We start from the raw sequence: 24,979 nt of genomic DNA on the forward strand, positions 1-24,979 counted from the left end.
TGATCGGCCGTTAGCTACCGCTACTCGGTCGAGGAACCAACGGAAAAGGAGGCCTACTCGGCCTCGGGGATCGCTTCGGAGTCGACGTATGGCAGTTCGCGGGCGGTATCCCGAACCGCACCCGCGTTGGACTTCATCAGCGCCGTCGTGTCCCAGACCCCGTCGACCAGGGCCTTGCGCTGGGCGTCGTCGACGGTGACGTCGATCGTCTCGCTACCGTAGGAGACGGTCTCGGCCTCGACGTCGATCTCGAGTTCCTCGTCGGGATGGTCGTCGACCCAGTTCTGGAGCGCCTGAATCGTCTCGCTGTCGGCCGTCACGGTCGGAATGCCGAGTGCGAGGCAGTTGCCCGCGAAAATCTCGGCGAAGCTCTCGCCGATCACGGCGTCGATCCCCCAGCGCATCAGCGCCTGGGGGGCGTGCTCGCGCGAGGAGCCACAGCCGAAGTTCGAGTTGACCACCATCACGGACGAATCCTGGAACCGCTCCTCGTTGAACGGGTGGTCCTTCTGGTTGTCGTCCTCGTCGAACCGCAGATCGAAGAACGCGAACTCGCCCAGCCCGTCGAAGGTAACGACCTTCATAAAGCGCGCCGGGATGATCTGGTCGGTGTCGATGTCGTTGCCGCGGATCGGAACGCCGGAGCCCGAGACGTAGTCCACCTCGGGGATCTCCACGTCGTCCGTGCCGCTCATTGGGCGGCCACCTCCGCTTCCGGCAGCTCGCGCACGTCGGAAACCTCTCCGGTGATCGCCGCCGCGGCGACCATCCGCGGGTTCATCAGGACGGTTCGGCCGTCCTTGCTGCCCTGGCGGCCGACGAAGTTCCGGTTCGAGGAGGAGGCACAGGCCTCGTCGCCCTCGAGCTGGTCTTCGTTCATACCCAGACACATCGAACAGCCGGCGTTGCGCCACTCGAAGCCGGCTTCCTCGAACACGTCCTTCAGCCCTTCCTCCTCGGCGGTCTTCTGGACGCGCTGGCTACCGGGGACGACGAGCGCGCGGACGTCGTCGTGGACCTCTCGGCCCTCGACGATCCGGGCCGCCCGTCGCAGATCGGGCAGGCGGGCGTTGGTACAGGAGCCCAGGAAGGCGACGTCGATGTCGTACCCCTCCATCGTCTCGCCGGGTTCGACGCGCATGTGCTCCTGTGCGCGTCGTGCGGTGTCCTGCTTGTCTGCGGGCAGCTCCTCGGGCTCGGGGATCGAGTCGGTGATGCCGATCCCCTGACCCGGGGTCGTGCCCCAGGTGACGACGGGCTCGAGCTCGTCGGCGTCGATCGTCACGACGTCGTCGTACTCGGCGTCGTCGTCCGAGCGAATCGACTCCCAGTACGGTTTGAGCTCGTCGAACTTCTCCGGATTCTCCTGGAAGTAGTCGGTCTCCTCGAGCCACTCGTAGGTGGTCTCGTCGGGGTTGACGTAGCCCGCGCGAGCGCCGCCCTCGATGGACATGTTACAGATCGACATCCGACCTTCCATACCTAGGTCCTCGATCGCGGAGCCGGCGTACTCGTAGACGTAGCCGACGCCGCCCTCGGTACCCAGTCGGCGGATAATCTCGAGGATGACGTCCTTCGCCTCGACGCCGTCGCCGAGTTCACCCTCGACTTCGATCTTTCGCACCTTCTGCTTCTCGAAGGCCAGGGTGCCCGTCGCGAGCACGTCCCGGATCTGGCTGGTGCCGATACCGAAAGCGAGCGCGCCGAAGGCGCCGTGAGTCGAGGTGTGGGAGTCGCCACAGACGATCGTCTTCCCGGGCTGGGTCAGCCCCTGCTCCGGACCGACGACGTGGACGATCCCCTGGTCCCCGCTGTTGGGGTCCGAGAACTCGATTCCCGCCTCGCGGACGTTCTCCTCGAGTTCGCTCATCATCTCCTCGGCGGCGTCCTCGTCGTAGGGACGGGACTGATCCGCCGTCGGGATGATGTGGTCGACCGTCGCGTGGGTAAGCTCGGGGTAGGCGACCTCGAGGTCCCGCTCGCGGAGCATGCCGAAGGCCTGCGGGCTGGTGACCTCGTGGATGAGGTGGAGGCCGACGAACAGCTGGTCCTGTCCGGTCGGCAGGGTGGTCACCTTGTGGCGGTCCCAGACCTTGTCGTACAGGGTGCCCTCGCTCATACGTCGGTTGCTCCCCGCTCGTCGTCGCGGCCGTGTTCGTTGCCCCGCTCGAAGACGTCGTTCGCGTCGTCGGCGCCCTCCGGCGGCGTGTGATCGACTCGTTTCATCGTGTCGTCGGCCGACGGGTCCGTCGCGGCCGGGTTCTCGTCGTCGGCCCCGTTCCGCCGGCCGCCGTCGGCCACGACGGTCGGACCGCGGCTGAACAGCCGTCCGGCCGTCTCGCCGGTGTAGGGGTTGGTGTGGCTGACCGCACGCATCGAGTCGTCGTCCGATTCGGTGTCGTTCGTTCGTTTCATTCTAATCCGCTTGCAGTTTCTCTCGCTCGTCCTCGGTTTCCGATTCCTGTTCTTCCTGCCAGGCGAACAGCGCGCGGAGGCGCTCGCCGACTTCCTCGATCTCGTGGTCCTTCTCGGCCTGGTTGAGCTGGGTGTAGACGGGCCGGTTGGCCTGGTTCTCGGTGACCCACTCGGTCGCGAACTCGCCGTTCTGGACCTCCTCGAGGACCTCCTCCATGTTCGCGCGAACCTGGTCGTCGATGACGGCTTCGCCGCGGGTGAGACCGCCGTACTCTGCCGTATCGGAAACCGAATCCCACATCGCGCCGATTCCGTCCTCGTACATCAGATCGACGATGAGCTTCATCTCGTTGAGACACTCGAAGTAGGCCATCTCCTTGCTGTAGCCCGCGTCGACGAGCGTCTCGTAGCCGACCTTGATCAGTTCGGCGATGCCGCCACAGAGGACGGCCTGCTCGCCGAAGAGGTCGGTCTCGGTCTCCTCTCGGAACGACGTCTCCACGACGCCGGCGCGAGCGCAGCCGATCGCCTTCGAGTACGCGAGCGCGCGCCCTTTCGCGTCGCCGGTGGCGTCCTGATAGACCGCGAGCAGCCCTGGCGTCCCCTCGCCGTTCTCGTAGTTGCGCCGCACGAGGTGGCCCGGGGACTTCGGCGCGATCATCGTCACGTCGACGTCCTCGTCGGGCTGGATCTGGTTGTAGTGGATGTTGAAGCCGTGGGCGAACTGGAGCGTGTCGCCGGCCTCGAGCTCGTCCTCGATCTGCTCGTAGACGTGAGGCTGGACTGTGTCCGGGACGAGCATCGAGACGATGTCCGCTCGCGCGGCCGCCTCGACGGGCGTCACGACCTCGAGCCCGTCGGCTTCGACGGCCGAGCGCGAGGAGGAGTCCTCGCGGAGGCCGACGACCACGTCGACCCCGCTGTCGTGGAGGTTCAGCGCGTGGGCGTGGCCCTGGCTGCCGTAGCCGAGGACGGCGACGGTTACGTCGTCGAGCTGCGATTCGTCTGCGTCCGATTCGTAGTAGATCTCGGTGGTGAATTCGTCGTCAGTCATCGTCTGCTGGTTGGGTGTAGGGGGTGTTGTTCGCCTCGTTGGCGGTCGATTCTGCCGGAGCGGGTGCCGCGGTGTCGTCGGTACCGCGCGCGAGCGCCGTCGTCCCGGTTCGGGCGATCTCGCGGATGCCGAACTGGGAGAACGTCTCGATCGCGGCTTCGATCTTCTGGCGGGCGCCCGTGATCTCGAACGTCGCCGTTTCGGGGCTCGAGTCGACGGTCTTGGCGTCGTACATGTCCGCGACGGCGGCGACCTGGTCGGGTCGCTCGGCGTTGACCTTCACCAGGGCGAGTTCGCGGCGCATCGCGTCGGGCTCGAGTTCGCGCACGGCGATCACCGGAATCAGCTTCCGGAGCTGTTTTTTGATCTGGTCGATGCCGGGGTCAGGCTCCTCGACGACGAGCGTGATCCGCGCGCGCTCGTCGTCGTCGGTCGGGCCCACGGTGAGGCTCTCGATGTTGAACTGCCGCCTCGAGAACAGTCCCGAGGCTTCGGCGAGCACGCCGGGTTCGTGTTCGACCAGTGCCGAGATGACGGTCCGTCGGGGATCGTGTTTCGCCTCGACCTCGGGGTCGATACGGATCCCTTGTTTGTTGCGTCGACCCGCAGGAGACGGTCGCTCCTCGGGAGCGGGTCCGTCGAGGCCCTGCTCTCGTGTCATAGCTGGTCCTCCGTCAGTGCGAACTGACCGTTGTCGCCGCCGCTTGGCACCATCGGGTAGACGTTCGCCTGCGGATCGATGTGGACGTCGATCACGGAGGGACCGTCGTAGACGAGCGCGGCCTCGATCGTGTCGGCGACCTCGTCATAGTCGTCGATCCGAAACCCTTCCGCGCCGAACGCCTCGGCGAGCGTGTCGAACTCGGGCATCCAGCCGTAGTCCGAAGCCGAGTGGCGTCCGTCGAAGAACGCGTCCTGCCACTGTCGGACCATCCCGATATACTCGTTGTTGAGCACGGCAACCGTGATATCCAGCTTCTCGCGGACAGCGACCGACAGTCCCTGCAGCGTCATCAGGAACGAGCCGTCGCCGTCGACGCAGACGACCTCCTGGTCGTCGTCGGCCGCGAAGCGAGCGCCGATCGCCGCCGGCAGACCGTACCCCATCGCGCCCAGCCCGTGACTCGAGACCCAGGTGCGGGGCTCGGTGTAGGTCCAGTACTGCCAGGCCCACATCTGATGTTGGCCAACGCCGGTCGTAACGACCGCACGGTCGCTCGTGGCCTCGTCCAGGGCCTCGACGACGAACTGCGGTTTGACCGGTTCGTCCTCGGGCGTGTCGTAGGCCATCGAGTAGTCGGACTTCCACTGCTGGCACTGTGCGCGCCACTTCGTCGCCTTTGGCGACTCGTCGACGGCCTCGGTCAGCTGGGAAACGACGGTGCCGGCGTCGCCGATCAACGGGTAGTCCGCGTGGATGTTCTTCGAGATCTCCGCGGGATCGATGTCGACGTGGATGATCTCGGCGTCGGGTGCGAACGTATCGATACCGCCCGTCAGGCGGTCGTCGAACCGGGTGCCGACGGCGACCATCGTATCGCAGTGGGTGATCGCCATGTTGGCGTAGCCGGTACCGTGCATCCCCGCACCCTCGAGTGCGAGCTCGTGGTCCTCGGGGAAGGCACCGGTTCCGGGCATCGTCGTGACGACCGGGATCTCGTGTTCGATCGCGAACTCGCGACAGACCTCTGCGGCGTCGCCCTTGATCACGCCCCCGCCCAGCAGCATGATCGGACGGCTGGCGTTCTCGACGCGTTCGGCCGCGGCCGCGACGATCTCGGGGTCCGCTCGCTCCTGGACCTCGTAAGTGTCGGGCGTCCGCGGCTCGTCAGGTTCGCGGTCGGTTTCGGCGTTCGTGACGTCCTTGGGCAGATCGACCAGCGTCGGCCCCGGTCGCCCCTCGCTCGCGAGCGCGAACGCCTCGCTAACGTCCGTACCGACCCGATCGGGCTCGCTCGAGAAGGTGTTGGTCTTCGTGACCGGCATCGTGACGCCGGTGGTGTCGGTCTCCTGGAAGGCGTCGTTGCCGACGAACTCCGTCGGCACCTGGCCGGTCAGTGCGACGACCGGATCCGAATCCATGTCGGCGTCGGCCAGCCCGGTGACGAGATTCGTCGCGCCCGGTCCCGACGTCGCCAGGCAGATGCCCGGCTCCCCGGAGACGATGCCGTAGGCGTCGGCCGCGTGAGAGGCCCCCTGCTCGTGGGCCATCGTCACGTGGTGAATCTCGGAGTCGTACAGCGCGTCGTAGACGGGCATGATCGCGCCGCCCTGCACGCCGAAGGCGTGCTCGACGCCCGCGTTCTCGAGTGCGCGAACGACGGATTCGGCGCCCGTCGTGACGGGGGTCGGCTGGGCGTCGGTCGCCGGCTCGACGTCTTTGGTCGGGGCCGTCTCCGCCGACTCCTCCTGCGTCTCCTGGTCGTCGTGCTGTTCCTCGGTCGCGGTAACCGGTGGTGCGCGTTCGCTCATCGATTACCTCCTGTCGCCTCTCGGCGGTCCGGTGCGCTTGCTGGTGTCATCTGGTAGGTTGCTGGTCGCTCGGTGGTCGGTGCGACGGATACGGGCCGGGGTCGAGGAAGGAGTTGGTGAGGGGCTAGTCGGCCCCTACAATACGAATGCGAGCGAGCGCGCTGCCGCCGGTGTCGCGAGTGCGAACCGATGGTCGAGCGCGATCCGTCATTACTCCACTGGTAGGCGGGGCAACCAGTATAATAGTTTCGTCCCGGGCAACGCTGGCGGGAACGACGGCGCGATAGCCGGGGCTCCCGGCCGGTGGCAAACGAGGGAGCCATCCCTCAGATCTGCACCTCCTCTCGCTGGCGCTCGACGCCAGCCTCCTTGGCGAACCGCTCTAAGTCCTCGACCGTGATGCGGCGCTTCTCGGCGCCATAGTCCTTGACACGGCGCGTTACCGTTCGCACCTCGTCGTCGGTGGGCACGTACCCGCGCTCCTCGAGGCGTTCGCGGACCGAGTGGGTCCCGGTGTGTTTCCCCATGACCAGTCGGCGCGTCGCGCCGACCATTTCGGGGGTCATGACGCCGGGTTCGAAGGTGTCCGAGTTCTCGATGACGCCCGCGGCGTGGATGCCGCTCTCGTGGGAGAAGGCGTTGTCGCCGACGACGGGCTTGTTCCCCGGCGTTTCGATCGAACTCTTCTCCTCGACGAGCTCCGAGAGCTCCATGATGCGGGTCGTGTCGATACCCGTATCGCACTGGTAGACCGATTCGACGGCCATCACGAACTCCTCGTAGGCGGCGTTGCCGGCCCGCTCGCCGATCGAGTTGACCGAGACCTGTGCCTGGTCGGCACCTGCCTCGATCCCCGACAGGGCGTTGGCGGTCGCCAGTCCGAAGTCGTCGTGGGTGTGGACGTCGACCCGCGCGTCCGTGTGGGCACAGACCTTCTCGATCATCATCCGGAACCGGTTCGGCGTGGCGACGCCGCAGGTGTCCGGGATGTTGATCCAGTCCGTTCCCGCCTCCGAGACGGCTTCGATCACGTCGATCAGGAACGCCTCGTCCGTCCGGGTCGCATCCATCGGTGAGAACATGCAGGTCGCTCCTGCCTCCGTGATCCGTTCGACCGACTCGACGGCGCGCTGTACCACGTCTTCGCGGGTCGCGTGCATCGAGTCCTCGATCTGGACGTCGCTGGTGCTGACGAACGTGTGCACCATCTCGACGCCGGAATCAAGTGCGGCTTCGATGTCGTCGTCGACGACGCGGGCCAGCCCGCAGGTGGTCGTCGACGTCGAGGACGCGATATCCCTGACCGCCTCGAACTCGGCCTCGGAGTTGACGGGGAACCCAGCCTCGATGACGTGGGTACCCATCTCGTCCAGAACGGCGGCGATCTCGCGTTTGTCGTCGTAGGAAAACGACGTGCCGGGCGACTGTTCGCCGTCCCGCAGCGTCGTATCGAAGACACGTGCTGACTCGATTTCGTCAGTGGAATCTAACGTGCCCTGGAAGAACTCGACCCCCCTGACTGGTGTCAGAGGTCGGGTTGCCTTGTGAAGACATTGTATCCGATCCGAGGATCGACGACGTATATAAACCTGACGCTGCCCGCGTGATGGGACGACGTGTCAACCTTCGCAAAGCTCCGCTGAGAGGAGAAAACCGCAAGACATCAACGACCTATTATCCAACAGATAGCCTATTATCATACTACTCGATCCGGGAGTCGACTCCGAAATCCCTCGCCCGATCCGCTACAATCCACCCAAATATGCTCGAAAAGAATTCGGTTCGGCTGGCGCGCGCTTCCCGGTGGACGGTCGGTCAGTAAGAAACCACCACGCGGAACGGATTTAGACTATCGTCCAGTTGTTCGTATATTTCGAGACATAAGTCGAGAGAAGAACAGTCTCCCGGGACGAACCGACCCGTTACCGACGGGGATTCGTACGTGTTGCAGCTTCGCCCGGTCCAGGAGACCCCCTCGCTCGGAGTCAGAGCGGTCACTCGAGGGCATCCCGGTGAGACTCGTACCGACTCAGGTATCGATCCTCGCAGGAAGAACAGCAGAACGTCTTGATCTCGCCGTCGACCGTCGCCGTCACGCCGTCGCCGGTGACCTGCTTTCCGCAGACGACACACTCGAGGGCGAACCCGGTTGCCGAGAGCGCAGCGATGCGGGCCGACCGGTTGAGCAGTGTGACATCGTAGCCCGACAGCGAGGCAAGGTCGATCTCCCGGGCGAGCCACGAGCGGATGTCGCCGTCGGCGATCGTCGCGTGGACGAGGACGCGGCCGTCCACCCCCTCGAGGACGCGCTCGACGCCCTCGAGTTCGCCCGCGGCTGTGTAGACCTCGTCGACCGCCTCGGGAGCGGGCTCGAGGTCGACCAGTACCGAGACCTCGCCGTGGAGTCGCTCGCGGTCGACGTCGATCGTAAACCCTTGGATGATCCCCTGGCTCTCGAGCCGGGCGATCCGATCCGAGACCGCCGGCGGCGTCAGGTCGACCCGGTCGGCGATCTCCTTGTACGGCCGCCGGGCGTCGGTCGCCAGCAACTCGAGGATCTCGAGGTCCGTCTCGTCGAGCTCACGCATGAGCGTAGCTTAGGAGGCCTGCGTCAAGAGTGTACCGCGGAAGCGAACGTTTTTCTCGTCGCGCTTCGAGGGGGTCGGTATGAGCGATTTCGACCTCGACCTGCGGACCGTCGAGGAACACATCGACGAGGAGTTCGAACTCGACGGTGAAATCGTCCTCGGCGTCCTCGACGGAACGACGCCGTCCTCGGAGTGGCTCGAGGCGGTTTCGACGGGGAACGTCCTCGTTCTCTGTGTCGACGGCGAGGTCAACGAACTCGCCTCCGGCTTCGCCCGCGACGTCAAGGAGTCGGGCGGGAACCTCATCCACTTCCGCGGTTTTCTGGTCGTCACGCCGCCGGGAATCGACGTCAACACCGATCGACTGTAACGCTCCGGATCGGAGTCGAGATCCGAGTTTCCGATCGGATTCGAATCGTACGAAAACAGTGGGTTTCGGCATCGAGTCAGCTGACAGCGTTCGAGGGAGTCAGGCCTCGAGCTCGTCGTAGTCGAACTGCTCACCGTACTCCGAGAGGGTGTCGAGTTCGTCCTGTTCCTCGCGCAGCGTCTCCTCGAGCGTGTCGGCGGCGTCATCCATCCCGAGCTGGTCGGCCATCGGAATGAGGTTGCCGTAGACGGCAATCTCGTAGTGTTCGCTCTTCTGTCCGGCGGCGATGTTGAACCGGTCGGTGGCCTCCTCGCTCGGGTCCTTGCTCATGAACTCCTCGTGAGCTTCGATCATCCCCTCGACGACAGGGTCCTCCTCTGCCTCGGCCTCGGCGTCGAGCTGGTCGAACACCTGTTCGATGCGATCGACGTGTGTCTGGGTCTCCTCGCGATGTTCGGCGAATCCGCTCTCGAGCTCCTCGTTCGAGGACGTCTCCTCGAGTTCATCGAGGGCGTCGACGAGGCGCTGTTCGGTGTAGTAGGCGTGTTTCAGTCCTTCGACGAAGAGATCCTCTGTTGTGTCGATGGTCATGGGTTCTCCGTCGGGACGGAGTCCGCTGGGGCGAATAAGCCCCGTGCCTGCGTGTTGCAGGCTCCGTCGCGAGGGGCCGTTCGCGGCCACTCTTGGCGCGCAGGCGTGCGAGTGCGAGACGAGAAGAGCGGGGTACTACTCGCGGCCCCCCTGCTTTCTGAAGACGGCGCTTCCGTCCTGCTCGACGGTGATTCGGTACCCCTCGTAGGAGAAGGTGATCTCGGCCTCCGCGGCGGGAACGGGCGGATCCGAAAAGATGTGCTCGAGGACGTGGTCGATACAGCCGTACAACGGCGTCAGTTCCTCGGTCTCGACGTCCTCGAGTTCGGCGACGGTTCGGGCGACGCTCACGTTTGGGTCGGCTTCGTCGACGTCGAAGGTCCGGTAGACGGCGCTTTCGTCGTCGCTTTGTGATTGATCTGGCACATTCGAACTCTCGTGCCGACTGGGCTGAAGGAACTTCGCCGTTCAGTTGCAGGCACTGCCCGATCGAAACGTCAGCCAGTGACCGTCCGAATCGCGGACGACGACCTCCTCGTCCGTCTCCCGTTCGACTCGAGCGACGCGATCCTCGATCGCCGCGAGCGCCGCGTTCGGATCGTCGGTCTCGAACCCGAGATCGACGTGGACGCCGCCGCGGCCGTCGGCGATCCCGAGGTGGGGCTCCCAGAGCTCGAGGGCCATCGGGCCGTTCAGCCGTACCCGTTTTCGGTCGTCGCCAACGTCGACGGTCCGAAAACCAAGCGCCTCGTAGAACTCGCGGGCCCGCTCGAGGGACTCGACCTCGAGGACGACCTCGAACAGGCCGTCGATCCCCGGCCCCGCGACGTCGCGCTGGCCGAGTTCGACGCAGTTTCCGTCGGGGTCGTACAGATACAGCGATCGCGAGGATCCAAACTGCGCCTCCTCGAGGTCGTACTCGGCGCTCAGACGGTCCCACCACTCGTCATACTCCGCGGCGGGAATCGAGAGGGCGTAGTGGGTGTGGAGCCCGCCTCGCGGAACCGCCTCGGGTCGCCGGAGGACGAGGTCGGTCTCGCCCGCAGCCAAGACGACCTCGTTCTCGCCGTCCGCGCGGACGGGCAGGGACAGCGTCTCCGCGTAGAACCGCCGTGCCGGCTCGAGATACTTGACCTCGAGGGCGAGCCAGGAGAGCCCGGTGAGCATGGGCACACCTACTCGGGGCGGGGGCATAGAAGCGTCGCCGCGGCGAGTTCGGCGGTGTCTGGAACGGTGCGGAGGCGGCTCGGCACGGAGCGGTCGGCGTCGAACCGGCGGAATCGACGGCTTCGTCCAGGTTTATGACGCGAGCGAGCGTACCGCCGTCCATGCCATTTCGCGTCGACGAGCGCTCGACCGAGTTCGCGGAGATCGATCGGTTCGACGGCGGCGTCGGCTGGATCGCCCACCCCGACGAGGAGATGCAGCGGGCCAGCCACGCCCTCGAGCACGAGGGCGAGGTATGGGTGATCGACCCCGTCGACGCCGAGGGGGTCGACGCCCTTCTCGCGGAGTTCGGCGAGGTCCGCGGCGTCGTCGTCACGCTGGATCGACACGCGCGCGACGCGGCCGACGTCGCGAACCGCCACGACGTCCCGGTGTACCTCCCGGCGTTCTTCGAGGGCGTCTCCGAGGAGCTCGAGGCGCCCGTCGTTCGCTTCGGCGACGAACTCGCCGACACGGGGTTCAAGGCTCGGACGGTCGTCGACAGCCGGTTCTGGCAGGAGGTCGCCCTCTACGATCCCGACCGGCGAACGCTGGTCGTTTCGGAGTCGGTCGGCACCGCGGACTACTTCCTCGCCATGGGGGAACGTCTCGGGGTCCACCCGATGCGGCGGGCGATCCCGCCGCGGGACGCTCTCGGCGACCTCGCCCCCGACCGCGTGCTCGTCGGCCACGGCGCTGGCGTGTTGACCGACGCGACGACGGCCCTCGAGACCGCCCTCTCTCAGTCCCGAACGCGGGCCCCGCTGCTGTACGCCAAGACGGGACGAAAGCTGTTGCCGTTCTGATGGGATACAGCTAACTGTCGCGGGCCCGTACGAGTACGGCGTGGTCTACGTCACCCGCGCCCTGGTCGAGGTGTTGCTCGAGCTGGCCGAGGACGCCGATCCGGACCGGGTCCGGACCGGGGTCTCGATGACGCCAGCCGGCGAGCTCGAGGGAGCCGAGGGGCTTCCACCCGAGACGCCGGTCTTTACTGACTTCTTCCTGCCCGACCCCGGGAACGCGGTCAACGCGGTGTTCGGCGTCGACCTCTCGACGCCGGCCCGACAGGCCCAGGGCCAGTTCGTCTCCCATCCCGTGCGGGAACTCGAGGTGACGAAACGCGACGACCTCGCACAGGTGGTCTTCGTCGCCGTTCCGCCCTGGGAGATCGACGAGGCGTCGTTCGGCGCCTTCGATCGGTTCGGCGAGCGCCAGCCACTCGAGATCCTCGACGCTCGGGCGCCCGAGCGAGAACTCCGGGACTGAACATTCAGGACTGAGCACCGGCGGATCGAGCCCGCTCCGACGAGGTGCGGCGCTACTCGAGGTAGCCCAGTCCGCGGAGCTGTTCGGTGATCTCCTCGAACTCGGCCTCGGTCAGCTCGCCCTGTCGCTGGTGCTGGATGACGATGCTTCGGAGCAGAAACCGGACCAGGTCGCTGGTGCTCTGGAAACTCGTCCCCTCGATCGTTTCGTCAACGCGATCTGCCAGATCCTTCGGGATCGAAACCGTGGTGTACTCGACCATACGAGATACTCCGCCGCGGTCCCCAAAGACGTGTCGCCGCTCGACGGCTCGTTTCTCGGAGACGGGCAGACGACGGCTCGCCTCTTACGGCCCGCCACGGCTCGATGGCGCGGGGTGTGGAGGCGAGCCACACACGTCGTTCGGAAACTACCGGATCGCCGACCGTCTCCGTAGCGGTTTTGATATGTGGCGTTCTACTGGCAACGTATGGGAGTCAGGCCACCATCGAACGACGACGACGACGAGCCGGAGAGCGTCGATTTCGGAATCGCCGCCGTCGACGCGCGCCTCAGGCGCTCGGAGCTAACGTTTCCGGCGACCAAAGACGACGTCGACGCCGAACTCGGTCACGAGCGGATCTCGTACGACGTTCACGGGAACGACGTTCCGCTCGGCGAGATGCTCGCAGAGGCCGACCAGCAGCGGTTCGACTCGCGTCAACAGCTGTTGAACGCGCTGCACGAACCGTTCGAGGAACACCGCCGACAGAACTCTAACGGCGTCGTCCAGCAGTTTCGGTCGATGCTGCCGTTCTAGCCGTTCCGGTCGCTACTCGTCGTCTCGGTCCCGCTCGCGTTCGGCCCGCGTAATCTGCTCGAGCCGGCGGCGCTGTTCGCGGTGCAGCGTTACGAGCATGTCCGAGAGCACGCCGAACATGAGCAACTGCACGCCGAGCAGAATCGCGGCCGCCGAGACGACCGCCAGAATCTCGTGGCCCTGCTGGTACTGGATCCACTGCCAGAGGACGTACATCGCCACGACACCGCCGGAGGCGATGCTCGCCGCGCCGAGGCTTCCGAAGTAAAACAGCGGGTTGTTCGTCTTCGCCAGCGAGTACAGTGCCAGCACGATCGTCCCGCCGTCCCTGAGCGGGTGGAGGTTCGTCTCCGAGGCCTCCGGCCGAGCGCTGTAACTGACCGGGACGACCGTCGTATCGACCCCGTGTTTGACGCACTCGACGGCGAGTTCGGTCTCGATCGTGAACCCGTCCGAGTCGAGCGCGAGGCGTTCGAACGAGTCGGTCGTAAACGCCCGGTATCCCGAGAGGATATCCTCGTACTCGGCGCCGTGAATCAGCCGAAACGAGCGGTTGATCAGTCTGTTTCCGAACCCGTTCAGCGCCTTCATCGCGTCGTCGTCCATGTCTGCAAACCGGTTTCCGATGACGTGTTCGTACCCCCGCGAGAGCGGCTCGAGCATCCGTTCGGCGTCGGCCGGATCGTAGGTGCCGTCGCCGTCGACCATCAGTACGTACGGGACGGTGACGTACTCGAGGGTCTCTCTGACGGCCTGGCCCTTCCCGTTGCCGGCCTGGGTGAACACCTGGGCGCCTCGCTCGCGCGCGATAGTGCGCGTCTCGTCGTCGGAGTCGCCGTCGACGACGACGACGTTCGAGTACCCCTGTTCGCGGAAGCCGTCGATCACGCCGCCGATCGTCGCCGCCTCGTTCAGCGTCGGGATGAGGATACAGACCTCGTCGGTCGAAATATCGCGCGTCCGTTCGCTCATCGACAGGAACGCCTCCCGCTCGAGCGTCGACGCGCGGACCCCGTCATGCTCCATTGCTCGTGAATTTCGTGCCGTAGATGAAAAATATATTGGTCATTGATAGTACAAAATAGTCGGTCGGCGCTACGATCCCACTATGGAGACGATGTGCTGGCGCATCCGCCCGTCGATCGGGATCTTCGCACACCGCTCGTCGAGACCGATCGTCTGGAGCAGGAGACTCGAGTCGTCGAGCAGGGAGAGCTGGAGGTAGGTGCCCTCGCGGTAGCCGTCGCTGGTCCTGGTCATGTTGATGATCTTCAGCGTCTCGTACTCCCGGAGCTGGTCGGTGATGCGTTTCTTGCCGAGGACGTTGGCGTCGATCGCCTCGGCGAACGCGCGGTAGACGCGGTACATCTCGGTGGCCTTGAACGCCGAGCGCTCGGAGAACTCGTCCATCGTCGCAAGCGCTGCGATCGCGATCTTCGCCTGCGTGGGACACCCTCTGATAAGATCCTGGATCCGGGTCACCTCGGCGTCGTCGTTTGCGACTCGGACGTGGCTCTCCGTGACCTGGGCGGCGTCGTTGTCCCTGGCGACCTCGCCCGCGAGCCGGAAGAGATCGATCGCCCGACGTGCGTCGCCGTGTTCCTGAGCCGAGAAGGCCGAACACAGCGGGATGACGTCGTCGGTCAGCACGTTCTCGCGGTAGGCGTCGCGCCGGCGCTCGAGGATATCCCCGAGCTGGTTTGCGTCGTAGGCCGGGAAGACGATCTCGTCAGGCGAGAAGGAGCTCTCGACGCGAGTGTCGAGTCGGTCGCCGTACTTCAGGTCGTTGCTGATCCCGATCACCGTAATACTCGCGTCGACGTCGTTCTCCTCGCCCGCTCGCGAGAGCTGCATGAGGAGTTTGCTGTCGTCGGCCTCCTCGGGCGGGACGTTCTCGACGTCATCGGGCGGGGCGAGCCGGTCGATCTCGTCCAGGACCACGATGATCGCGTCGTACAGTTCGTCGATGACCGACCAGAGCCGATCGTAGTACGCCCCCGTCGCGATCCCCGAGTGCGGGATCGTGATCCCCGTCTTCTCGGGTTCGTTCAGGCTCTTCGCGAGGTGGATGACCGTCTGGACCTCCGAACGGCGCTGGGCGCAGTCGATGACCGCTCGGCCGATCCGGACGTCGTTCTCGAGGCCGCGGCCGACGACCTCGCGGCTGACGTAGCGGGTGACCAGCGTCTTCCCGGAGCCCGACTTTCCGAGCAGGAGCGTTCCCTTGCCCGTTCCGCCGGTGATCGTCGGCTTGAGCCGTCGGGCGACGGTCTCGATCTGGTTGTTCCGACCGACGATCTTGTTCTGGTCGGGGACGTGGTCGATCCGGAGCAGATCCTCGTTCGCGAAGATCCGATCTTCCTCGTCTAACACCGAGAGCGGATCGTCGCGAGACTTGGAGCGGGAGTGGGCGACCGCGCCGTGCTCGGCGGCGTACTCGCCGAGCGTCCCCGTCCCCTCCGCGTGCAAAGGCATACACCGTCTTTCAGATGAATTTTCCTTAGCTCTTTCCCTCCGCGAGCGGGGGTCACTCGCGTCGAGTTCGCGTCGGAATCGAAGCCGCCCGAACACTGGTCGCGAGTCACACACCGGATTTCAGATGAATCGCCGGCAAGGGGAGGGTCAGTGCTCCCCCACCCACACCGGATTTCAGATGAAATGCTGCGAAGCCGGGACCGATCTCGGACGAGTACCCCCACCCACACCGGATTTCAGATGAAATGCCGCGAGGAAGGGGGTGGTGGGGGAGGGCTCGTGACGGTCGATCGACGGCTCGGCGTGGGGTGGATCTCCGGGAGACGACCGCGACCTGCGCTCGTCTCGAGTGCTTCTATGCCTCTGCTCGCGGACGATACAGTCCGTGAATCGGCGATATCATCTGAAATCCGGTGTCGGGTCGAAGAACGAACTCGAGACGCGAACACCCCGTGACACCGACGAGAGCAATGCCTCGAGTCCCTCGATCCGGGTCCGTTTCTGGACGTAGAGGCGTAAGGTATAAACAGCAGAGAAGGATCGTCGTTCGATTTCAGAAACTCGACATAGAACGGTTGGTTCGGGATTGTCCCACTACACTACTACTACTAGATTACCACTAGAGTAAAGTATATAATAGAAGTCAGCGATCGTTTTAGACGAAACTCTCGTAGAGATCCGTAGGTCGTGTCTAGCACTCTCTGCACTCCTTAGCGCTCCTCGAGTTCGCTCGAGCCGGAGCCGTCGCCACCCCACCCCCTCCCCACCTCCGACCGATTTCATCTGAAATCCGGTGTGGGGGTGTCCGTCCCCGGAACCGACCCTGATCGCGTTCCGACTGTCGTCCGAACCCCGCTGATCCGTCCGATCTGCGAGCGATAGTCGTCGCTCCCTTGAGGACCTACTCGAGAACGGGTCGACGGCTACTCCGGAATCGGTGCCTCGGCTTCCCGCACGCGCCGTTCCGCTTCCTCCCGATCGTCCGGGTAGCCGACGTCGATCCGCCAGCCGTCCATGCGAATGGCGTCGATCGTCCGTCCCGACTGAATGAGGAGATCGATCGCGTCGGGCAGTTCGTACTCGCCGCGATCGGAGGGCTGGACGAGGTGACAGGCGTGGAAGATCGCGGGCGTAAACGTGTAGAAACCGGTCATCACGAGGTTCGACGGCGGCTCGTCGGGTTTCTCGACGACCTCGACGATCTCGCCGTACTCGTTGGTGTCCAGCACGCCGTACCGGGAAGCCTCCTCGTAGGGAACCTCCTCAACGAGGAAGGCGGCGTCCGCACGCTCCTCGTGCTGGCGCTTGATCACGTCCCCGAGGTTCCCCCGGAAGACGTTGTCGCCGAGCATGAGCACGAAGTCGTCGTCGACGTGAGGCTCGGCCTGCAGGATCGCGTGAGCGAGCCCGAGCTGCTCGCGCTGGTGGGCGTAGGTGATCGGCACGCCCTCGTAGGCGTCGCCGTAGCGCTCGATGAGTTGCTCCTTCTGGTAGCCGACGACGACAACGAGTTCGGTGACGCCGATCTCGAGCAAGTTGTCGAAGACGTCCTCGACGAGCGGCTTCCCGTCGACCTCGACGAGCGCCTTGGGTTTGTCCTCGGTGAGCGGCCGGAGGCGAGTCCCCTCTCCAGCGGCCAGTACGACTGCTTGCATGTCCGAACAGTCTCCGCGAATTACCAAATAGTTTGTGTACGTGTGACGCGGCGCGGAAAGATGGCTGTCGCAACGAACCCGTGGCAACTCGAGACGCGTCCGATCCGCGTGCTACTCCGACACTCGAGGGCGAATGTCACCCGCGACCACGCGGAGATCGGGGTGGTTCGCGAACTCGCGATACTCCGCCGGAAGCGCCTCGAGGGAGTCCGCCGCCGCGAAGCGCTCGCGGATCGTCGCCCAGCGTTCGTGGCGAACGACGACGATGACGGGCACCGTCTCGAGGCCGAGCAGCTTCGCGATCGACAGCCGGTGTTTCCCGGCGCTGAACCGAATTATCTCGCCGTTCCGGCCGATTCCGACGCGCATCTCGTGGGGGAACTCGGTCTCCAGGATCGACTTCGTCGCGGCGTTTCCGGTCTCCATCCCGTCGTCCCCGTGCTCGAGCAGTTCGGTCTGGGAGACGTACCCCTCCTCGGCCATCGAGTCGTAGAGAGTGTCGAGGTCGGCACACCGACGCTCGAGTTCATCGATCGTCGACGACCGCCAGTCCTCGAGGCCGTTCTCGACCTTGCAGGCGGCGTACCGGTACTTGACCGTCCGCTCCCAGGACTCGCCCTCGAGGAACCGGGCTTCGAGCGAGCGGTGGATCCGCGTCTCGGTCCACTCGGTTCGAAACCGATCCCAGCGGCCGCCGACGACCCCGACGATCAGCTCGTCGTGTATCGGCGAGCGTTCGGTATCGCTGTCCTTCGTCGGGAAGTGTGCCTTTCCGAACCGCGACTGGTACCGAAGATCGGCGGGATCGATCTCGACGGTCGCCGGGAGATCCGACGCCGTCGGCTCGCCGGCTGCGCTCCGGTGACGGATCGCCCACCAGTAGCCGAACGCGCTCTCGTATAGGTACTCGAGGGATCGGCCGAGCGCCCTGGAAACTCCCCCGAGCCGGTAGAAGGCCAGAAACTTCCGCCACGACGTGGCCAGTGCAGCGAGAAAGAGCATCTGGTAGTCGGCCTCGGAACCGCCGAGGTTCCCGGCGACTCCCGTTTCCTGTACGTCGAGCGCGATCGATCCGGGCAAAAAACTTCGGCGAGGACGGCGTTCACGTTGGATCCGGTGATTTAACTGAAGGACTCACTTACTAATACGTGAGGAAATCGGTAGAGTGAGCCTCGTACACAGATCGGGTCGAATACTCCGCGAGGACGGCGTTCTATCCCTGCTGTGGCGTTCCGTACGGTTCGTCTGGACGACGACCGTCTGGCGGCAGGAACTCGTTCAGCGGCTCCCAGTGTGGGCACTCGAGTTCGCGTTCGATGTCCGCAGCCGGCTGCTGTTCAGCATGAGTGACGCGAACCCGGCCCGACCGATCATGATCGATCCCGACGAGATCGAGTACTACCACGGGAGCGACGACCCGTGGCGGCTTGGACGCGTTCTCGACGGCGACTGGGACGAGCCCGAGGGACGGTTCGAGGAGACGGCCGTCTACCGGTCGCTCGAGGCCCGGTTCCTCGAAGGCGTCGACTGGGCGGAGACGGAGCTCTACACCGAGTACCGCGACCGCCTCGAGGCCGGCGATCCGTACTGGCGATGTACGACGGAGGCGGAACTCGAGGCCTACTTCGAGCGGATCGACGACCTCTACGAGTCGATGGCCGAGGAGGGGTACCGCTCACAGCGGGAGCTGCTGGCCGACGACGACGCCGACCCCCGCGGGGAGAACACCGACGCGGTCCACCCGGTCGTCCAGGAGATCGGCGTCAACGTCTACCGCGACGGCGAACTGGTCAAAAAGGGTGCGGGCTTCCACCGACTCGCGATCGCGAAGCTGCTCGACCTCGAGGAGATCCCGGTGACGGTGCGGGTCAGACACGCCGACTGGCAGGCGGTCAGAGACGAGATCCGCGCGGCCTCGTCACCCGAGGAGTTGGGCGACCGGGCGAGAGCCCACCTCGAGCATCCGGATCTCCAGGACGTCGTCCCCGAACACTGGCGGGCGTCGACGATCGAACCGACGGATCGTCCGGATCGTCCGGATCGCGAGGCGCCGCGGACGGACGATTCTGAGGACGACGACGTCCCGGTACCCCGCCGGTAGCCGACACGCACCGAGCCAGCACGGTTAACTACCGCTGTCCGGAATCTCTCGGACGTGTCCCATCTCCTCGCGCGGGTGAAAGAGATCTGGCGGCGAGACGGCGCTCTCGCGGTCGCCGACGAGACGGTCGCCCACCTCCGGTGGCGTCTCGAGCGCTCCGCGGCGTACGGAGCCGTCAAAACCCGCGAACTCGAGCTTCGGAACCGATACGTCGACGCCGATCCACTCGAGCTGACCTGGGTCGATCCCGCCGAGATAGAGTACGTCGTCGGCGAACTCGTCCCCGACGAGACCGACGACTCGCACTTCGAACGGCCGAACGTCCCGGCCCAGGGGCGGGACGGGATCGGTGCCGTCCGCGGGGGCGAGTGGGACCGACCGACGGTTCCGTTCACCGACCTCTCGGAGTACCGGCTCTTCGAGGAGCGCTTTCTCGAGGGCGTCCCCTGGACCGAGACCGAGTTCGTCGACCGTCACCGCCGGTCTGCGGACTCAAACTGGTGCGAACGGAAGCTGGTGCACAAGCTCGAGCGCTTCGACGACCTCTACGAGACGATCGCGACGGCGGGGTACTCGAGCCAGCGCGAACTCGGCGGCCACCCGCTGAACGAGATCATCGTCTACCTTGGCCGGAACGGCGAACTCCGGTGGCACGAGAACGGCCGCCACCGGCTCGCGATCGCGAAGCTGCTCGACCTCGAGTCGGTACCCGTACTGATCACGGTTCGCCACCGAAAGCTGCTCTTTCCGGGCGAACAACCCCCTCGTTAACTCCCGGAGCGGTAGCTCTCGAGTCGGCTCGCGAACACCGCGAGCCGGCTCTTCACCTCGAGCACGCCCAGTAACGCCCTGCAGCCGACGCTGGCCGCCCAGTAGTAGAGGGTATATCGCACGTTTCCGGGATCGATCGCCAGCGCGTGCCTGAGATAGGCGGCCGCCGACTCCCGTCGTCCGCTCTCGGCGTAGATGATTGCGACGTTCGCCGCGAGCTCGGCCCGCCGTCGTCGGCCGACGTGTTCGCCATGTCGCTCGAGGACTCGTCTGTATCCCTCGAGCTTGCGCTCGGGATCCGTTCCGATCCGCTCGCCGTCGGTGTGGCGGTCCAGGAGTAGCTCGGGGATGCCCCTGATCTCGGCGCCCTCGTCGGCCGCCAGCAGGCGCAGGTAGAACTCGTAGTCCTGGACGGCGGGCAGCTCCTCGTCGAGGGGGCCGACGTCGTCGAACGCCGACGCGCGAAACGTCGTCGCCGAGAAGCTTCCGACCGGGTTGCCCCGCCCGAGGTCCTCGAGTGTGACCCGTTCCTGTGCGCGGATAACGTCGTAGACCGCGCCGTCCCGGTGTTTCCGATAGGAGGTGTAGACGCCGCGGACTTGCTCGGGAGCCTCCTGAAAGGTCTCGAGAACGCGGGCGACGTGGGTCGACGCCAGTTCGTCGTCGGAGTCGAGAAAGGAGACGAACTCGCCGGTCGCCCGTTCGATCCCGCGGTTCCGTGCCGCGTTCGCCCCGCCGTTCGATCCGGTCTCGAGGACCTCCAGCCGATCGTCGTCGCACGAATCGAGGACCGCGTCGGTCCCGTCGGTCGAGCCGTCGTCGACGACGATCACCTCGAGGTCGTCGGCCGTCTGTGCGAGCGCGCTGTCGATCGCCCGACCGACGACCGACGCGCGGTTGTACGTCGGGATCACGATGCTGACCGCGGGCATTTCGTTGTCCGTCCTCTCGCCGCCGAAATCAAAGTCCTTTTGCTCGAGAGACCGTACCGCTAAACGAATCCGATGACGACCGTTTCGATCATCACGCCCGTCTACAACGACTTCCCGGGACTCCGCGAGACGGTCGACTCGCTTGCGGCTCTCTCGACGGAGATTGACTGGGAGCACGTCGTCGTCGACAACGGTTCGACCGACGGCACCCGTGAGCGCGCCGAGCGCTACGTCGCGGATCAGCTCGGGGGCACCGTCCTGCTCGAAGACGAGATCCAGTCCTCCTACGCGGCCCGCAACGCAGGCGTTCGACACAGCGGCGGCGACGTTCTCGCGTTCGTCGACGCCGATATGACCGTTCCCGAGGGGTGGCTCGAAGACGCCCTCGACGCCTTCCGGGCCGCGGACGCCGACTACATGGGTTGTAACGTCGAACTCGAGGTTCCCGACGGCCCCTCGCTCGCCGCCCGCTACGACCACCACTCCGGCTTTCCGGTCGGCCACTACCTCGAGCACCAGCGCTTCGCGCCGACGTGCTGTCTGTTTGTCCGTCGCGAGGTCTTCGCCGACGTCGGCCTCTTCGATCACCGGCTCACCTCGGGCGGCGACAAGGAGTTCGGCAACCGGGTCGACGAGGCGGGGTACGACCTCCACTTCGCCGACGACGTCACCATGCACCATCCCGTCCGGGATTCGATTCGTGCGCTCGTCCGGAAGGATCTCCGCGTCGGCCGGGGGCTCTGCCAGCTCCAGCGCTACCACCCGGATCGGTACGGGACGCCCGGAATCCCGCCCCGTCCCTCGGGCGTCAAACAGCCCGACCCCGGCCTCGAGCGGCGGGAACGGCTGGCCTTCGGCGCGCTCGAGACTGCGCTGACGGGCGTTCGCGGGATCGGCTACTACCGCGAGTACCTCGCCAGGAAACGAGGACGCGAGCTGGGCGGGATCCCCTCGCTCGCCGAGTAGCGTCTCTATCCCGGCAGTCGGCCCGTTCGTTCGACGAGGACGAGGACGACGACCATCGCGCCGAGGACGACCGCGGCGCTCGCGAACACGGTGTCGTAGGCGTACCCTCGCTCGACGAGCGAGCCGACGGCCGACGAGCCGAGCGCCTGCATCAGCATCCACGTGGAGCTGAACACGGCGTAGGCACTGCCTCGCGTCGAGTCCGGCAGCGTGTCGAGAAGGTAGGTGTCGATCGCGGGAAAGAGAGCGTGGATGATGAAGCCGACCACCGTCGAGAGGACGATCAGTCCGATCAGCCCCTCCACCTGCGTCAACACGAGGAGGCTCGTCGCGAACGCGCCGACGATTCCGAGCAGGTACGGGACATGGGGGAACCTGTCGGCCAGATCGCCTCCGAAGAAGAAGGCGGGGACGCCGGCGGCGAAGATGATCGTCAACATCATCCCCGCCGCCCAGTCCGAGAGCCCCTTCGACTGCATGTACAGCTCGTAGAAGTTGAACAGTCCCTGCCAGACGAACGACGCCGCGCCGACGATCGCCAGCGCGGTCACGATCAGCTTCCACTCCGAGAGCGCGCCGGCGACGAAGTCGCGGTCGGCGTCCCCCGCAGTCGGTAACTCGGCGTCTCTCGCCGCGACCCACGTGTAGGCCGTCGTCAGTGCTGCGCCGACGGCGATCGCCCACAGCGAGAGTCGCCAGTCGACGAGCAGCGTGAGCGCGACGAACGGCGCGGCGATCACCGCGGCGATCTGGCTGGCGGCGCCGTGGATGCCGATGATCCGACCGATGCGTGTCGGATACAGTTCGCTCAACAGCGGGTTCGCCGAGACGAAGTAGATCCCGGAGGCGATCCCCATGAGGAAGGCGCCAACCATGAGGTGTTCGACCGTCGTCGCGGTCGCGGCGAGCGCCGAGGAGCCCGCGAGGACGAGCCCCGACACGAGGACGACGTGGTGGCGGGGGACCTTCGTGAGGATCCACCCGGTCGGCAACCGCGGCGAGGCGCTGCCGACCCAGGCGAGGGTCACGATGAGGCCGGCGGTCGCCTCGCCGATCCCGAACTCGGCGATAAAGACGTCCAGCAGCGGCGCGAAGACGATCCTGGCGAGATTTACCAGAAAGACGAGTCCGCAGAGAGAGGCGAACAGTCGGGCGCGAGTCACGGTCGGTGTTTCTAACGGGTCGTCTCAAGCGTTCCGAAGTCGGCGCGAGATCGGCTGAGGGGGTGAAGACTCGAGGAGCCTCCGAAGGCGCTCGAGCGGACACGACGAAAACGACCCGAGGCGTTTTGCTCGACGAACCCCTATCCAGGTCGATGCCGACGACGTGTGCGCTCTGTCGACGAGTCGTCCCCGACGAGCGGATCGACGATCCTCAGGTCGTCCAGGAACACCACCTCCGCCCCGAGGAACGGGCCACGAGCCCGACGGTGATGCTCTGCCGGCCCTGTCACAAACAGATTCACGCCCTGTTCACGAACGAGGAGCTCCGCGAGTCGTACGATACGATCGAGGCCCTGCGATCCGCGGACCGCCTGCAGGGGTACGTCGACTGGATCAGGGGGACGAACAAATTCGAGATCCAGGTCAGAACGAGCGGTCGGGTGCGCGACGGCAGATGACGGCAGACGACGGCGACAGCGGCGAGCGGTCTCTCTCCTGTGAGGTCAGGTCGCGAACTCGCACGCGTGATCGGGATCCCCGTCGTCGCAAGATCCCTCGAGGCGGATCCAGGTCGACGAATCGTACGTTGCGTCGACGAGGACGCAGTCGTCGTCCAGCTCACTCGCTTCGACCAGCTCCGGAACGGACTCCATCTCCCAGTCGCCGCCGTCCACCCGGACGCGTACCGCGTAGTTGCCTCGCGAACTCCCCCATTCACAGTCCACGAGCGCCCCGTAGTTGCGCTGACCGCCGCCGTCGAGTTCGCGCGCGGCCCGGATCTCGTGCGTGGAGGCGTGGACGACGTCCCCGTCCCGCAACACCTCGGCGTCGAACCGGTGTGATGACTCCGTATCCGCGCTGTGTAGCGAGACCCCGCCGAGCCGAACCGGGTCGGGATCGTTCCACTCGGCCAACGACGAACAGCCCGCACCGAGCGCGACGACGGCGACACCACCGGAACCAAGGAACGTACGACGATCCATCGGGCGTCGTTTCCCGTTTTCCCGCAAGTGCTTTCGGGTGTTTCTCGGTCCGTTCGACCGCGGATTCCCGTGGCTTCGCACTTCTCTCGATCGACGTGGCTCGAGCCCGCTCAGGCGGCCGACGCGTCCTCGAGCTCCTCCCGAACGAGCGCGTCGTCGGACTGCACAAGTCCGTACAGGTAGCCGAAACCGACCGCTGCGGTGAACACGAAGATTGCGACCAGCTGTTTAACCTTCGAGCTCGAGGGTTCACGTCCAAGGTCCCGGAGCCGTGAGGGAACGAACTCGAGCATGAGCCGTCGGAGATACTCGTTCTTGTCGCCCGCGGCTTCGGGCAACAGGAGGTCCATGATCCGCTTGGAGTACCCTTGCCAGAACGAGCGAAAGACGAGCCACCGGAACTCGCCGCGGTAGTCGAACAGTTTGTGGTTCACGACGGCGTCCGTGTTGTAGATCACACCCTTGCCGTACCGGTTCGCCATCCGGATACAGACCGGGGCCTCGTGGGCCTGGATGTGGCGGTCGCCCTTCCGCCCCGTGTTCTCGTCGTAGCCGCCGACATCGAGGAAGACGTCGCGACGAAAGGAGATGTTCGAGCCGTAGGTGTTGCGCAGCTCTTCCATATGCTCGCCCATCCCGCGCTCGTCGCAGCCGACGAGCCAGTAGAACTCTTCGGGGAAGAAGTCAGGCTTCTCGGTGACCCAGTCGGGTTTCGCGTGCCCTCCGACCGCGATCGCGTCGGTCTCCTCGTAGACTCGGGCGAGCTCCGCGATCCAGTCGGGTTCGGCAACTGCGTCGTCGTCGATAAAGGCGACGACCTCGCCGCTTGCGATCTCGGCCCCTCGAGTGCGACTGTAGGAGATCCCCCGATTCTCGTCGTTGCAGCGGAGGACGATCTCCTCGCGGTCCCCGTACTCCTCGCGGACGCGCTCGTAGACGGCCTCGTTGCCGTCGACGACGATCACGACCTCGAGGTCGTCGTACGTCTGTGCGAGCACGCTGTCGACACACTCCGAGAAGACGTCGTAGCGCTCTATCGCGTACGTACAGACGACGGCGGAGACCTTCATCGGGAGACCCGTTTCGATGAGGGGAGAATAAACTTTGTCGTCGGTCTCGGATCCCGACCGAGTAGAACTATCCACTGACTATGAAAGTAAAATAATCTG

The 24,979-nt window shown here is 65.5% G+C and carries 28 protein-coding genes; 8 read left to right on the top strand and 20 right to left on the bottom strand.

Annotation, left to right across the window (positions count from 1 at the left end; genetic code table 11):
• Positions 1–53: 53 nt before the first annotated feature.
• From leuD to C491_RS20645, 8 genes are all read right to left on the bottom strand, one after another.
• Positions 54–695, bottom strand: a complete 642-nt coding sequence (leuD, locus tag C491_RS20610; protein ID WP_005559880.1) for a 3-isopropylmalate dehydratase small subunit — start codon at positions 693–695, stop codon at positions 54–56.
• Positions 692–2,119: a 3-isopropylmalate dehydratase large subunit gene (gene leuC / locus C491_RS20615; protein ID WP_005559882.1), complete on the bottom strand. Its 1,428-nt coding sequence runs from the start codon at positions 2,117–2,119 to the stop codon at positions 692–694. Before leuC ends, leuD begins: the two co-directional genes overlap by 4 nt.
• The gene (locus tag C491_RS20620) at positions 2,116–2,415 is read right to left on the bottom strand and encodes a hypothetical protein (RefSeq protein WP_005559884.1); all 300 of its coding nucleotides are present in this window, start codon (positions 2,413–2,415) and stop codon (positions 2,116–2,118) included. Before C491_RS20620 ends, leuC begins: the two co-directional genes overlap by 4 nt.
• A gap of 1 nt (position 2,416) precedes the next feature.
• Complete coding sequence (ilvC, locus tag C491_RS20625; protein WP_005559886.1) at positions 2,417–3,469, bottom strand: ketol-acid reductoisomerase; 1,053 nt, start codon at positions 3,467–3,469, stop codon at positions 2,417–2,419.
• On the bottom strand, positions 3,462–4,130 hold the full coding sequence (gene ilvN, locus C491_RS20630) for an acetolactate synthase small subunit (protein WP_005559888.1): 669 nt from the start codon (positions 4,128–4,130) through the stop codon (positions 3,462–3,464). The genes ilvC and ilvN overlap by 8 nt, the downstream gene beginning before the upstream one ends.
• Complete coding sequence (gene ilvB, locus C491_RS20635; RefSeq protein WP_005559891.1) at positions 4,127–5,941, bottom strand: biosynthetic-type acetolactate synthase large subunit; 1,815 nt, start codon at positions 5,939–5,941, stop codon at positions 4,127–4,129. Before ilvB ends, ilvN begins: the two co-directional genes overlap by 4 nt.
• 326 nt (positions 5,942–6,267) lie before the next feature.
• Entirely contained in the window at positions 6,268–7,500 is a 1,233-nt protein-coding gene (locus tag C491_RS20640; RefSeq protein WP_193787555.1) for a LeuA family protein, read from the bottom strand.
• Between the two features lie 435 nt (positions 7,501–7,935).
• Positions 7,936–8,529, bottom strand: coding sequence for an AsnC family transcriptional regulator (locus C491_RS20645; RefSeq protein WP_005559893.1), 594 nt, complete (start codon positions 8,527–8,529; stop codon positions 7,936–7,938).
• Between the two features lie 79 nt (positions 8,530–8,608).
• Between C491_RS20645 and C491_RS20650 the strand changes: the two genes are divergently transcribed.
• Positions 8,609–8,899 carry a DUF5779 family protein gene (locus tag C491_RS20650; protein ID WP_005559894.1) on the top strand — a complete coding sequence of 97 codons (291 nt, stop codon included), beginning with the start codon at positions 8,609–8,611 and terminating at the stop codon, positions 8,897–8,899.
• A gap of 99 nt (positions 8,900–8,998) precedes the next feature.
• On the opposite strand, the gene C491_RS20655 is transcribed toward C491_RS20650, so the two are convergent.
• The 3 genes from C491_RS20655 to C491_RS20665 all read right to left on the bottom strand — a co-directional run bounded on the left by C491_RS20655 (position 8,999) and on the right by C491_RS20665 (position 10,657).
• Positions 8,999–9,490: a YciE/YciF ferroxidase family protein gene (locus C491_RS20655; protein WP_005559895.1), complete on the bottom strand. Its 492-nt coding sequence runs from the start codon at positions 9,488–9,490 to the stop codon at positions 8,999–9,001.
• 135 nt (positions 9,491–9,625) lie between these two features.
• Positions 9,626–9,916 (bottom strand): HalOD1 output domain-containing protein, encoded by a 291-nt coding sequence (locus tag C491_RS20660; protein ID WP_005559896.1) that lies wholly within the window; start codon positions 9,914–9,916, stop codon positions 9,626–9,628.
• A 42-nt stretch (positions 9,917–9,958) separates the two neighbouring features.
• Complete coding sequence (locus C491_RS20665; RefSeq protein WP_005559897.1) at positions 9,959–10,657, bottom strand: VOC family protein; 699 nt, start codon at positions 10,655–10,657, stop codon at positions 9,959–9,961.
• Positions 10,658–10,818: 161 nt separating this feature from the next.
• Here C491_RS20665 and C491_RS20670 point away from each other — a divergent pair, with 161 nt between their 5' ends.
• Both C491_RS20670 and C491_RS20675 read left to right on the top strand, forming a co-directional pair.
• Positions 10,819–11,502: an MBL fold metallo-hydrolase gene (locus C491_RS20670; RefSeq protein WP_005559898.1), complete on the top strand. Its 684-nt coding sequence runs from the start codon at positions 10,819–10,821 to the stop codon at positions 11,500–11,502.
• Between the two features lie 40 nt (positions 11,503–11,542).
• A complete protein-coding gene (locus tag C491_RS20675) occupies positions 11,543–11,965 on the top strand; it encodes an MPN domain-containing protein (RefSeq protein WP_005559899.1) in 423 nt (140 codons plus the stop codon).
• A 52-nt stretch (positions 11,966–12,017) separates the two neighbouring features.
• On the opposite strand, the gene C491_RS20680 is transcribed toward C491_RS20675, so the two are convergent.
• Complete coding sequence (locus C491_RS20680) at positions 12,018–12,227, bottom strand: ribbon-helix-helix domain-containing protein (protein WP_005559900.1); 210 nt, start codon at positions 12,225–12,227, stop codon at positions 12,018–12,020.
• Positions 12,228–12,434: 207 nt separating this feature from the next.
• On the opposite strand from C491_RS20680, the gene C491_RS20685 reads away from it, so the two are divergent.
• Positions 12,435–12,764, top strand: coding sequence for a DUF5789 family protein (locus C491_RS20685; RefSeq protein ID WP_005559902.1), 330 nt, complete (start codon positions 12,435–12,437; stop codon positions 12,762–12,764).
• Positions 12,765–12,776: 12 nt separating this feature from the next.
• Here C491_RS20685 and aglJ read toward each other — a convergent pair whose 3' ends face one another.
• The 4 genes from aglJ to C491_RS20705 all read right to left on the bottom strand — a co-directional run bounded on the left by aglJ (position 12,777) and on the right by C491_RS20705 (position 17,974).
• Positions 12,777–13,790, bottom strand: a complete 1,014-nt coding sequence (gene aglJ, locus C491_RS20690; RefSeq protein ID WP_005559904.1) for an S-layer glycoprotein N-glycosyltransferase AglJ — start codon at positions 13,788–13,790, stop codon at positions 12,777–12,779.
• A 69-nt stretch (positions 13,791–13,859) separates the two neighbouring features.
• Positions 13,860–15,239: a Cdc6/Cdc18 family protein gene (locus tag C491_RS20695; protein ID WP_049892448.1), complete on the bottom strand. Its 1,380-nt coding sequence runs from the start codon at positions 15,237–15,239 to the stop codon at positions 13,860–13,862.
• Positions 15,240–16,162: 923 nt separating this feature from the next.
• The gene (gene aglF / locus C491_RS20700) at positions 16,163–16,894 is read right to left on the bottom strand and encodes a UTP--glucose-1-phosphate uridylyltransferase AglF (protein ID WP_005559908.1); all 732 of its coding nucleotides are present in this window, start codon (positions 16,892–16,894) and stop codon (positions 16,163–16,165) included.
• Between the two features lie 111 nt (positions 16,895–17,005).
• Positions 17,006–17,974, bottom strand: coding sequence for a ParB N-terminal domain-containing protein (locus C491_RS20705; protein ID WP_005559910.1), 969 nt, complete (start codon positions 17,972–17,974; stop codon positions 17,006–17,008).
• Positions 17,975–18,059: 85 nt separating this feature from the next.
• Here C491_RS20705 and C491_RS20710 point away from each other — a divergent pair, with 85 nt between their 5' ends.
• On the top strand, positions 18,060–18,995 hold the full coding sequence (locus tag C491_RS20710; protein ID WP_005559913.1) for a hypothetical protein: 936 nt from the start codon (positions 18,060–18,062) through the stop codon (positions 18,993–18,995).
• 54 nt (positions 18,996–19,049) lie between these two features.
• Entirely contained in the window at positions 19,050–19,766 is a 717-nt protein-coding gene (locus C491_RS20715; protein ID WP_152421401.1) for a hypothetical protein, read from the top strand.
• On the opposite strand, the gene C491_RS20720 is transcribed toward C491_RS20715, so the two are convergent.
• On the bottom strand, positions 19,763–20,698 hold the full coding sequence (locus C491_RS20720) for a glycosyltransferase family 2 protein (RefSeq protein ID WP_005559917.1): 936 nt from the start codon (positions 20,696–20,698) through the stop codon (positions 19,763–19,765). The two genes, C491_RS20715 and C491_RS20720, sit on opposite strands and share 4 nt — an antisense overlap.
• A gap of 72 nt (positions 20,699–20,770) precedes the next feature.
• Between C491_RS20720 and C491_RS20725 the strand changes: the two genes are divergently transcribed.
• Positions 20,771–21,664, top strand: coding sequence for a glycosyltransferase (locus tag C491_RS20725; protein WP_005559919.1), 894 nt, complete (start codon positions 20,771–20,773; stop codon positions 21,662–21,664).
• A 5-nt stretch (positions 21,665–21,669) separates the two neighbouring features.
• Here C491_RS20725 and C491_RS20730 read toward each other — a convergent pair whose 3' ends face one another.
• Positions 21,670–22,827 (bottom strand): MFS transporter, encoded by a 1,158-nt coding sequence (locus C491_RS20730; protein ID WP_005559920.1) that lies wholly within the window; start codon positions 22,825–22,827, stop codon positions 21,670–21,672.
• Between the two features lie 152 nt (positions 22,828–22,979).
• Between C491_RS20730 and C491_RS20735 the strand changes: the two genes are divergently transcribed.
• On the top strand, positions 22,980–23,285 hold the full coding sequence (locus C491_RS20735; protein ID WP_005559922.1) for a hypothetical protein: 306 nt from the start codon (positions 22,980–22,982) through the stop codon (positions 23,283–23,285).
• 45 nt (positions 23,286–23,330) lie between these two features.
• Here C491_RS20735 and C491_RS20740 read toward each other — a convergent pair whose 3' ends face one another.
• Entirely contained in the window at positions 23,331–23,810 is a 480-nt protein-coding gene (locus C491_RS20740; protein WP_005559924.1) for a hypothetical protein, read from the bottom strand.
• A 110-nt stretch (positions 23,811–23,920) separates the two neighbouring features.
• Positions 23,921–24,880: a glucosyl-dolichyl phosphate glucuronosyltransferase gene (gene aglG, locus C491_RS20745; protein WP_005559926.1), complete on the bottom strand. Its 960-nt coding sequence runs from the start codon at positions 24,878–24,880 to the stop codon at positions 23,921–23,923.
• Positions 24,881–24,979: the final 99 nt, after the last annotated feature.

The sequence above is a fragment of the Natronococcus amylolyticus DSM 10524 genome (assembly GCF_000337675.1).
Classification (GTDB): Archaea; Halobacteriota; Halobacteria; order Halobacteriales; family Natrialbaceae; genus Natronococcus; species Natronococcus amylolyticus.

What these genes read in the sequence shown, in the direction of transcription:
- C491_RS20720 (WP_005559917.1), bottom strand. Translation starts at nt 20,698, where the DNA reads ATGCCCGCGGTCAGCATCGTGATCCCGACGTACAACCGCGCGTCGGTC.
- C491_RS20665 (WP_005559897.1), bottom strand. Translation starts at nt 10,657, where the DNA reads ATGCTCACCGGGCTCTCCTGGCTCGCCCTCGAGGTCAAGTATCTCGAG.
- C491_RS20740 (WP_005559924.1), bottom strand. Translation starts at nt 23,810, where the DNA reads ATGGATCGTCGTACGTTCCTTGGTTCCGGTGGTGTCGCCGTCGTCGCG.
- C491_RS20670 (WP_005559898.1), top strand. Translation starts at nt 10,819, where the DNA reads ATGCCATTTCGCGTCGACGAGCGCTCGACCGAGTTCGCGGAGATCGAT.
- leuD (WP_005559880.1), bottom strand. Translation starts at nt 695, where the DNA reads ATGAGCGGCACGGACGACGTGGAGATCCCCGAGGTGGACTACGTCTCG.
- ilvN (WP_005559888.1), bottom strand. Translation starts at nt 4,130, where the DNA reads ATGACACGAGAGCAGGGCCTCGACGGACCCGCTCCCGAGGAGCGACCG.
- C491_RS20735 (WP_005559922.1), top strand. Translation starts at nt 22,980, where the DNA reads ATGCCGACGACGTGTGCGCTCTGTCGACGAGTCGTCCCCGACGAGCGG.
- C491_RS20695 (WP_049892448.1), bottom strand. Translation starts at nt 15,239, where the DNA reads ATGCCTTTGCACGCGGAGGGGACGGGGACGCTCGGCGAGTACGCCGCC.
- C491_RS20620 (WP_005559884.1), bottom strand. Translation starts at nt 2,415, where the DNA reads ATGAAACGAACGAACGACACCGAATCGGACGACGACTCGATGCGTGCG.
- C491_RS20680 (WP_005559900.1), bottom strand. Translation starts at nt 12,227, where the DNA reads ATGGTCGAGTACACCACGGTTTCGATCCCGAAGGATCTGGCAGATCGC.
- aglG (WP_005559926.1), bottom strand. Translation starts at nt 24,880, where the DNA reads ATGAAGGTCTCCGCCGTCGTCTGTACGTACGCGATAGAGCGCTACGAC.
- C491_RS20725 (WP_005559919.1), top strand. Translation starts at nt 20,771, where the DNA reads ATGACGACCGTTTCGATCATCACGCCCGTCTACAACGACTTCCCGGGA.
- C491_RS20685 (WP_005559902.1), top strand. Translation starts at nt 12,435, where the DNA reads ATGGGAGTCAGGCCACCATCGAACGACGACGACGACGAGCCGGAGAGC.
- C491_RS20650 (WP_005559894.1), top strand. Translation starts at nt 8,609, where the DNA reads ATGAGCGATTTCGACCTCGACCTGCGGACCGTCGAGGAACACATCGAC.
- ilvC (WP_005559886.1), bottom strand. Translation starts at nt 3,469, where the DNA reads ATGACTGACGACGAATTCACCACCGAGATCTACTACGAATCGGACGCA.
- C491_RS20645 (WP_005559893.1), bottom strand. Translation starts at nt 8,529, where the DNA reads ATGCGTGAGCTCGACGAGACGGACCTCGAGATCCTCGAGTTGCTGGCG.
- aglJ (WP_005559904.1), bottom strand. Translation starts at nt 13,790, where the DNA reads ATGGAGCATGACGGGGTCCGCGCGTCGACGCTCGAGCGGGAGGCGTTC.
- aglF (WP_005559908.1), bottom strand. Translation starts at nt 16,894, where the DNA reads ATGCAAGCAGTCGTACTGGCCGCTGGAGAGGGGACTCGCCTCCGGCCG.
- C491_RS20655 (WP_005559895.1), bottom strand. Translation starts at nt 9,490, where the DNA reads ATGACCATCGACACAACAGAGGATCTCTTCGTCGAAGGACTGAAACAC.
- leuC (WP_005559882.1), bottom strand. Translation starts at nt 2,119, where the DNA reads ATGAGCGAGGGCACCCTGTACGACAAGGTCTGGGACCGCCACAAGGTG.
- ilvB (WP_005559891.1), bottom strand. Translation starts at nt 5,941, where the DNA reads ATGAGCGAACGCGCACCACCGGTTACCGCGACCGAGGAACAGCACGAC.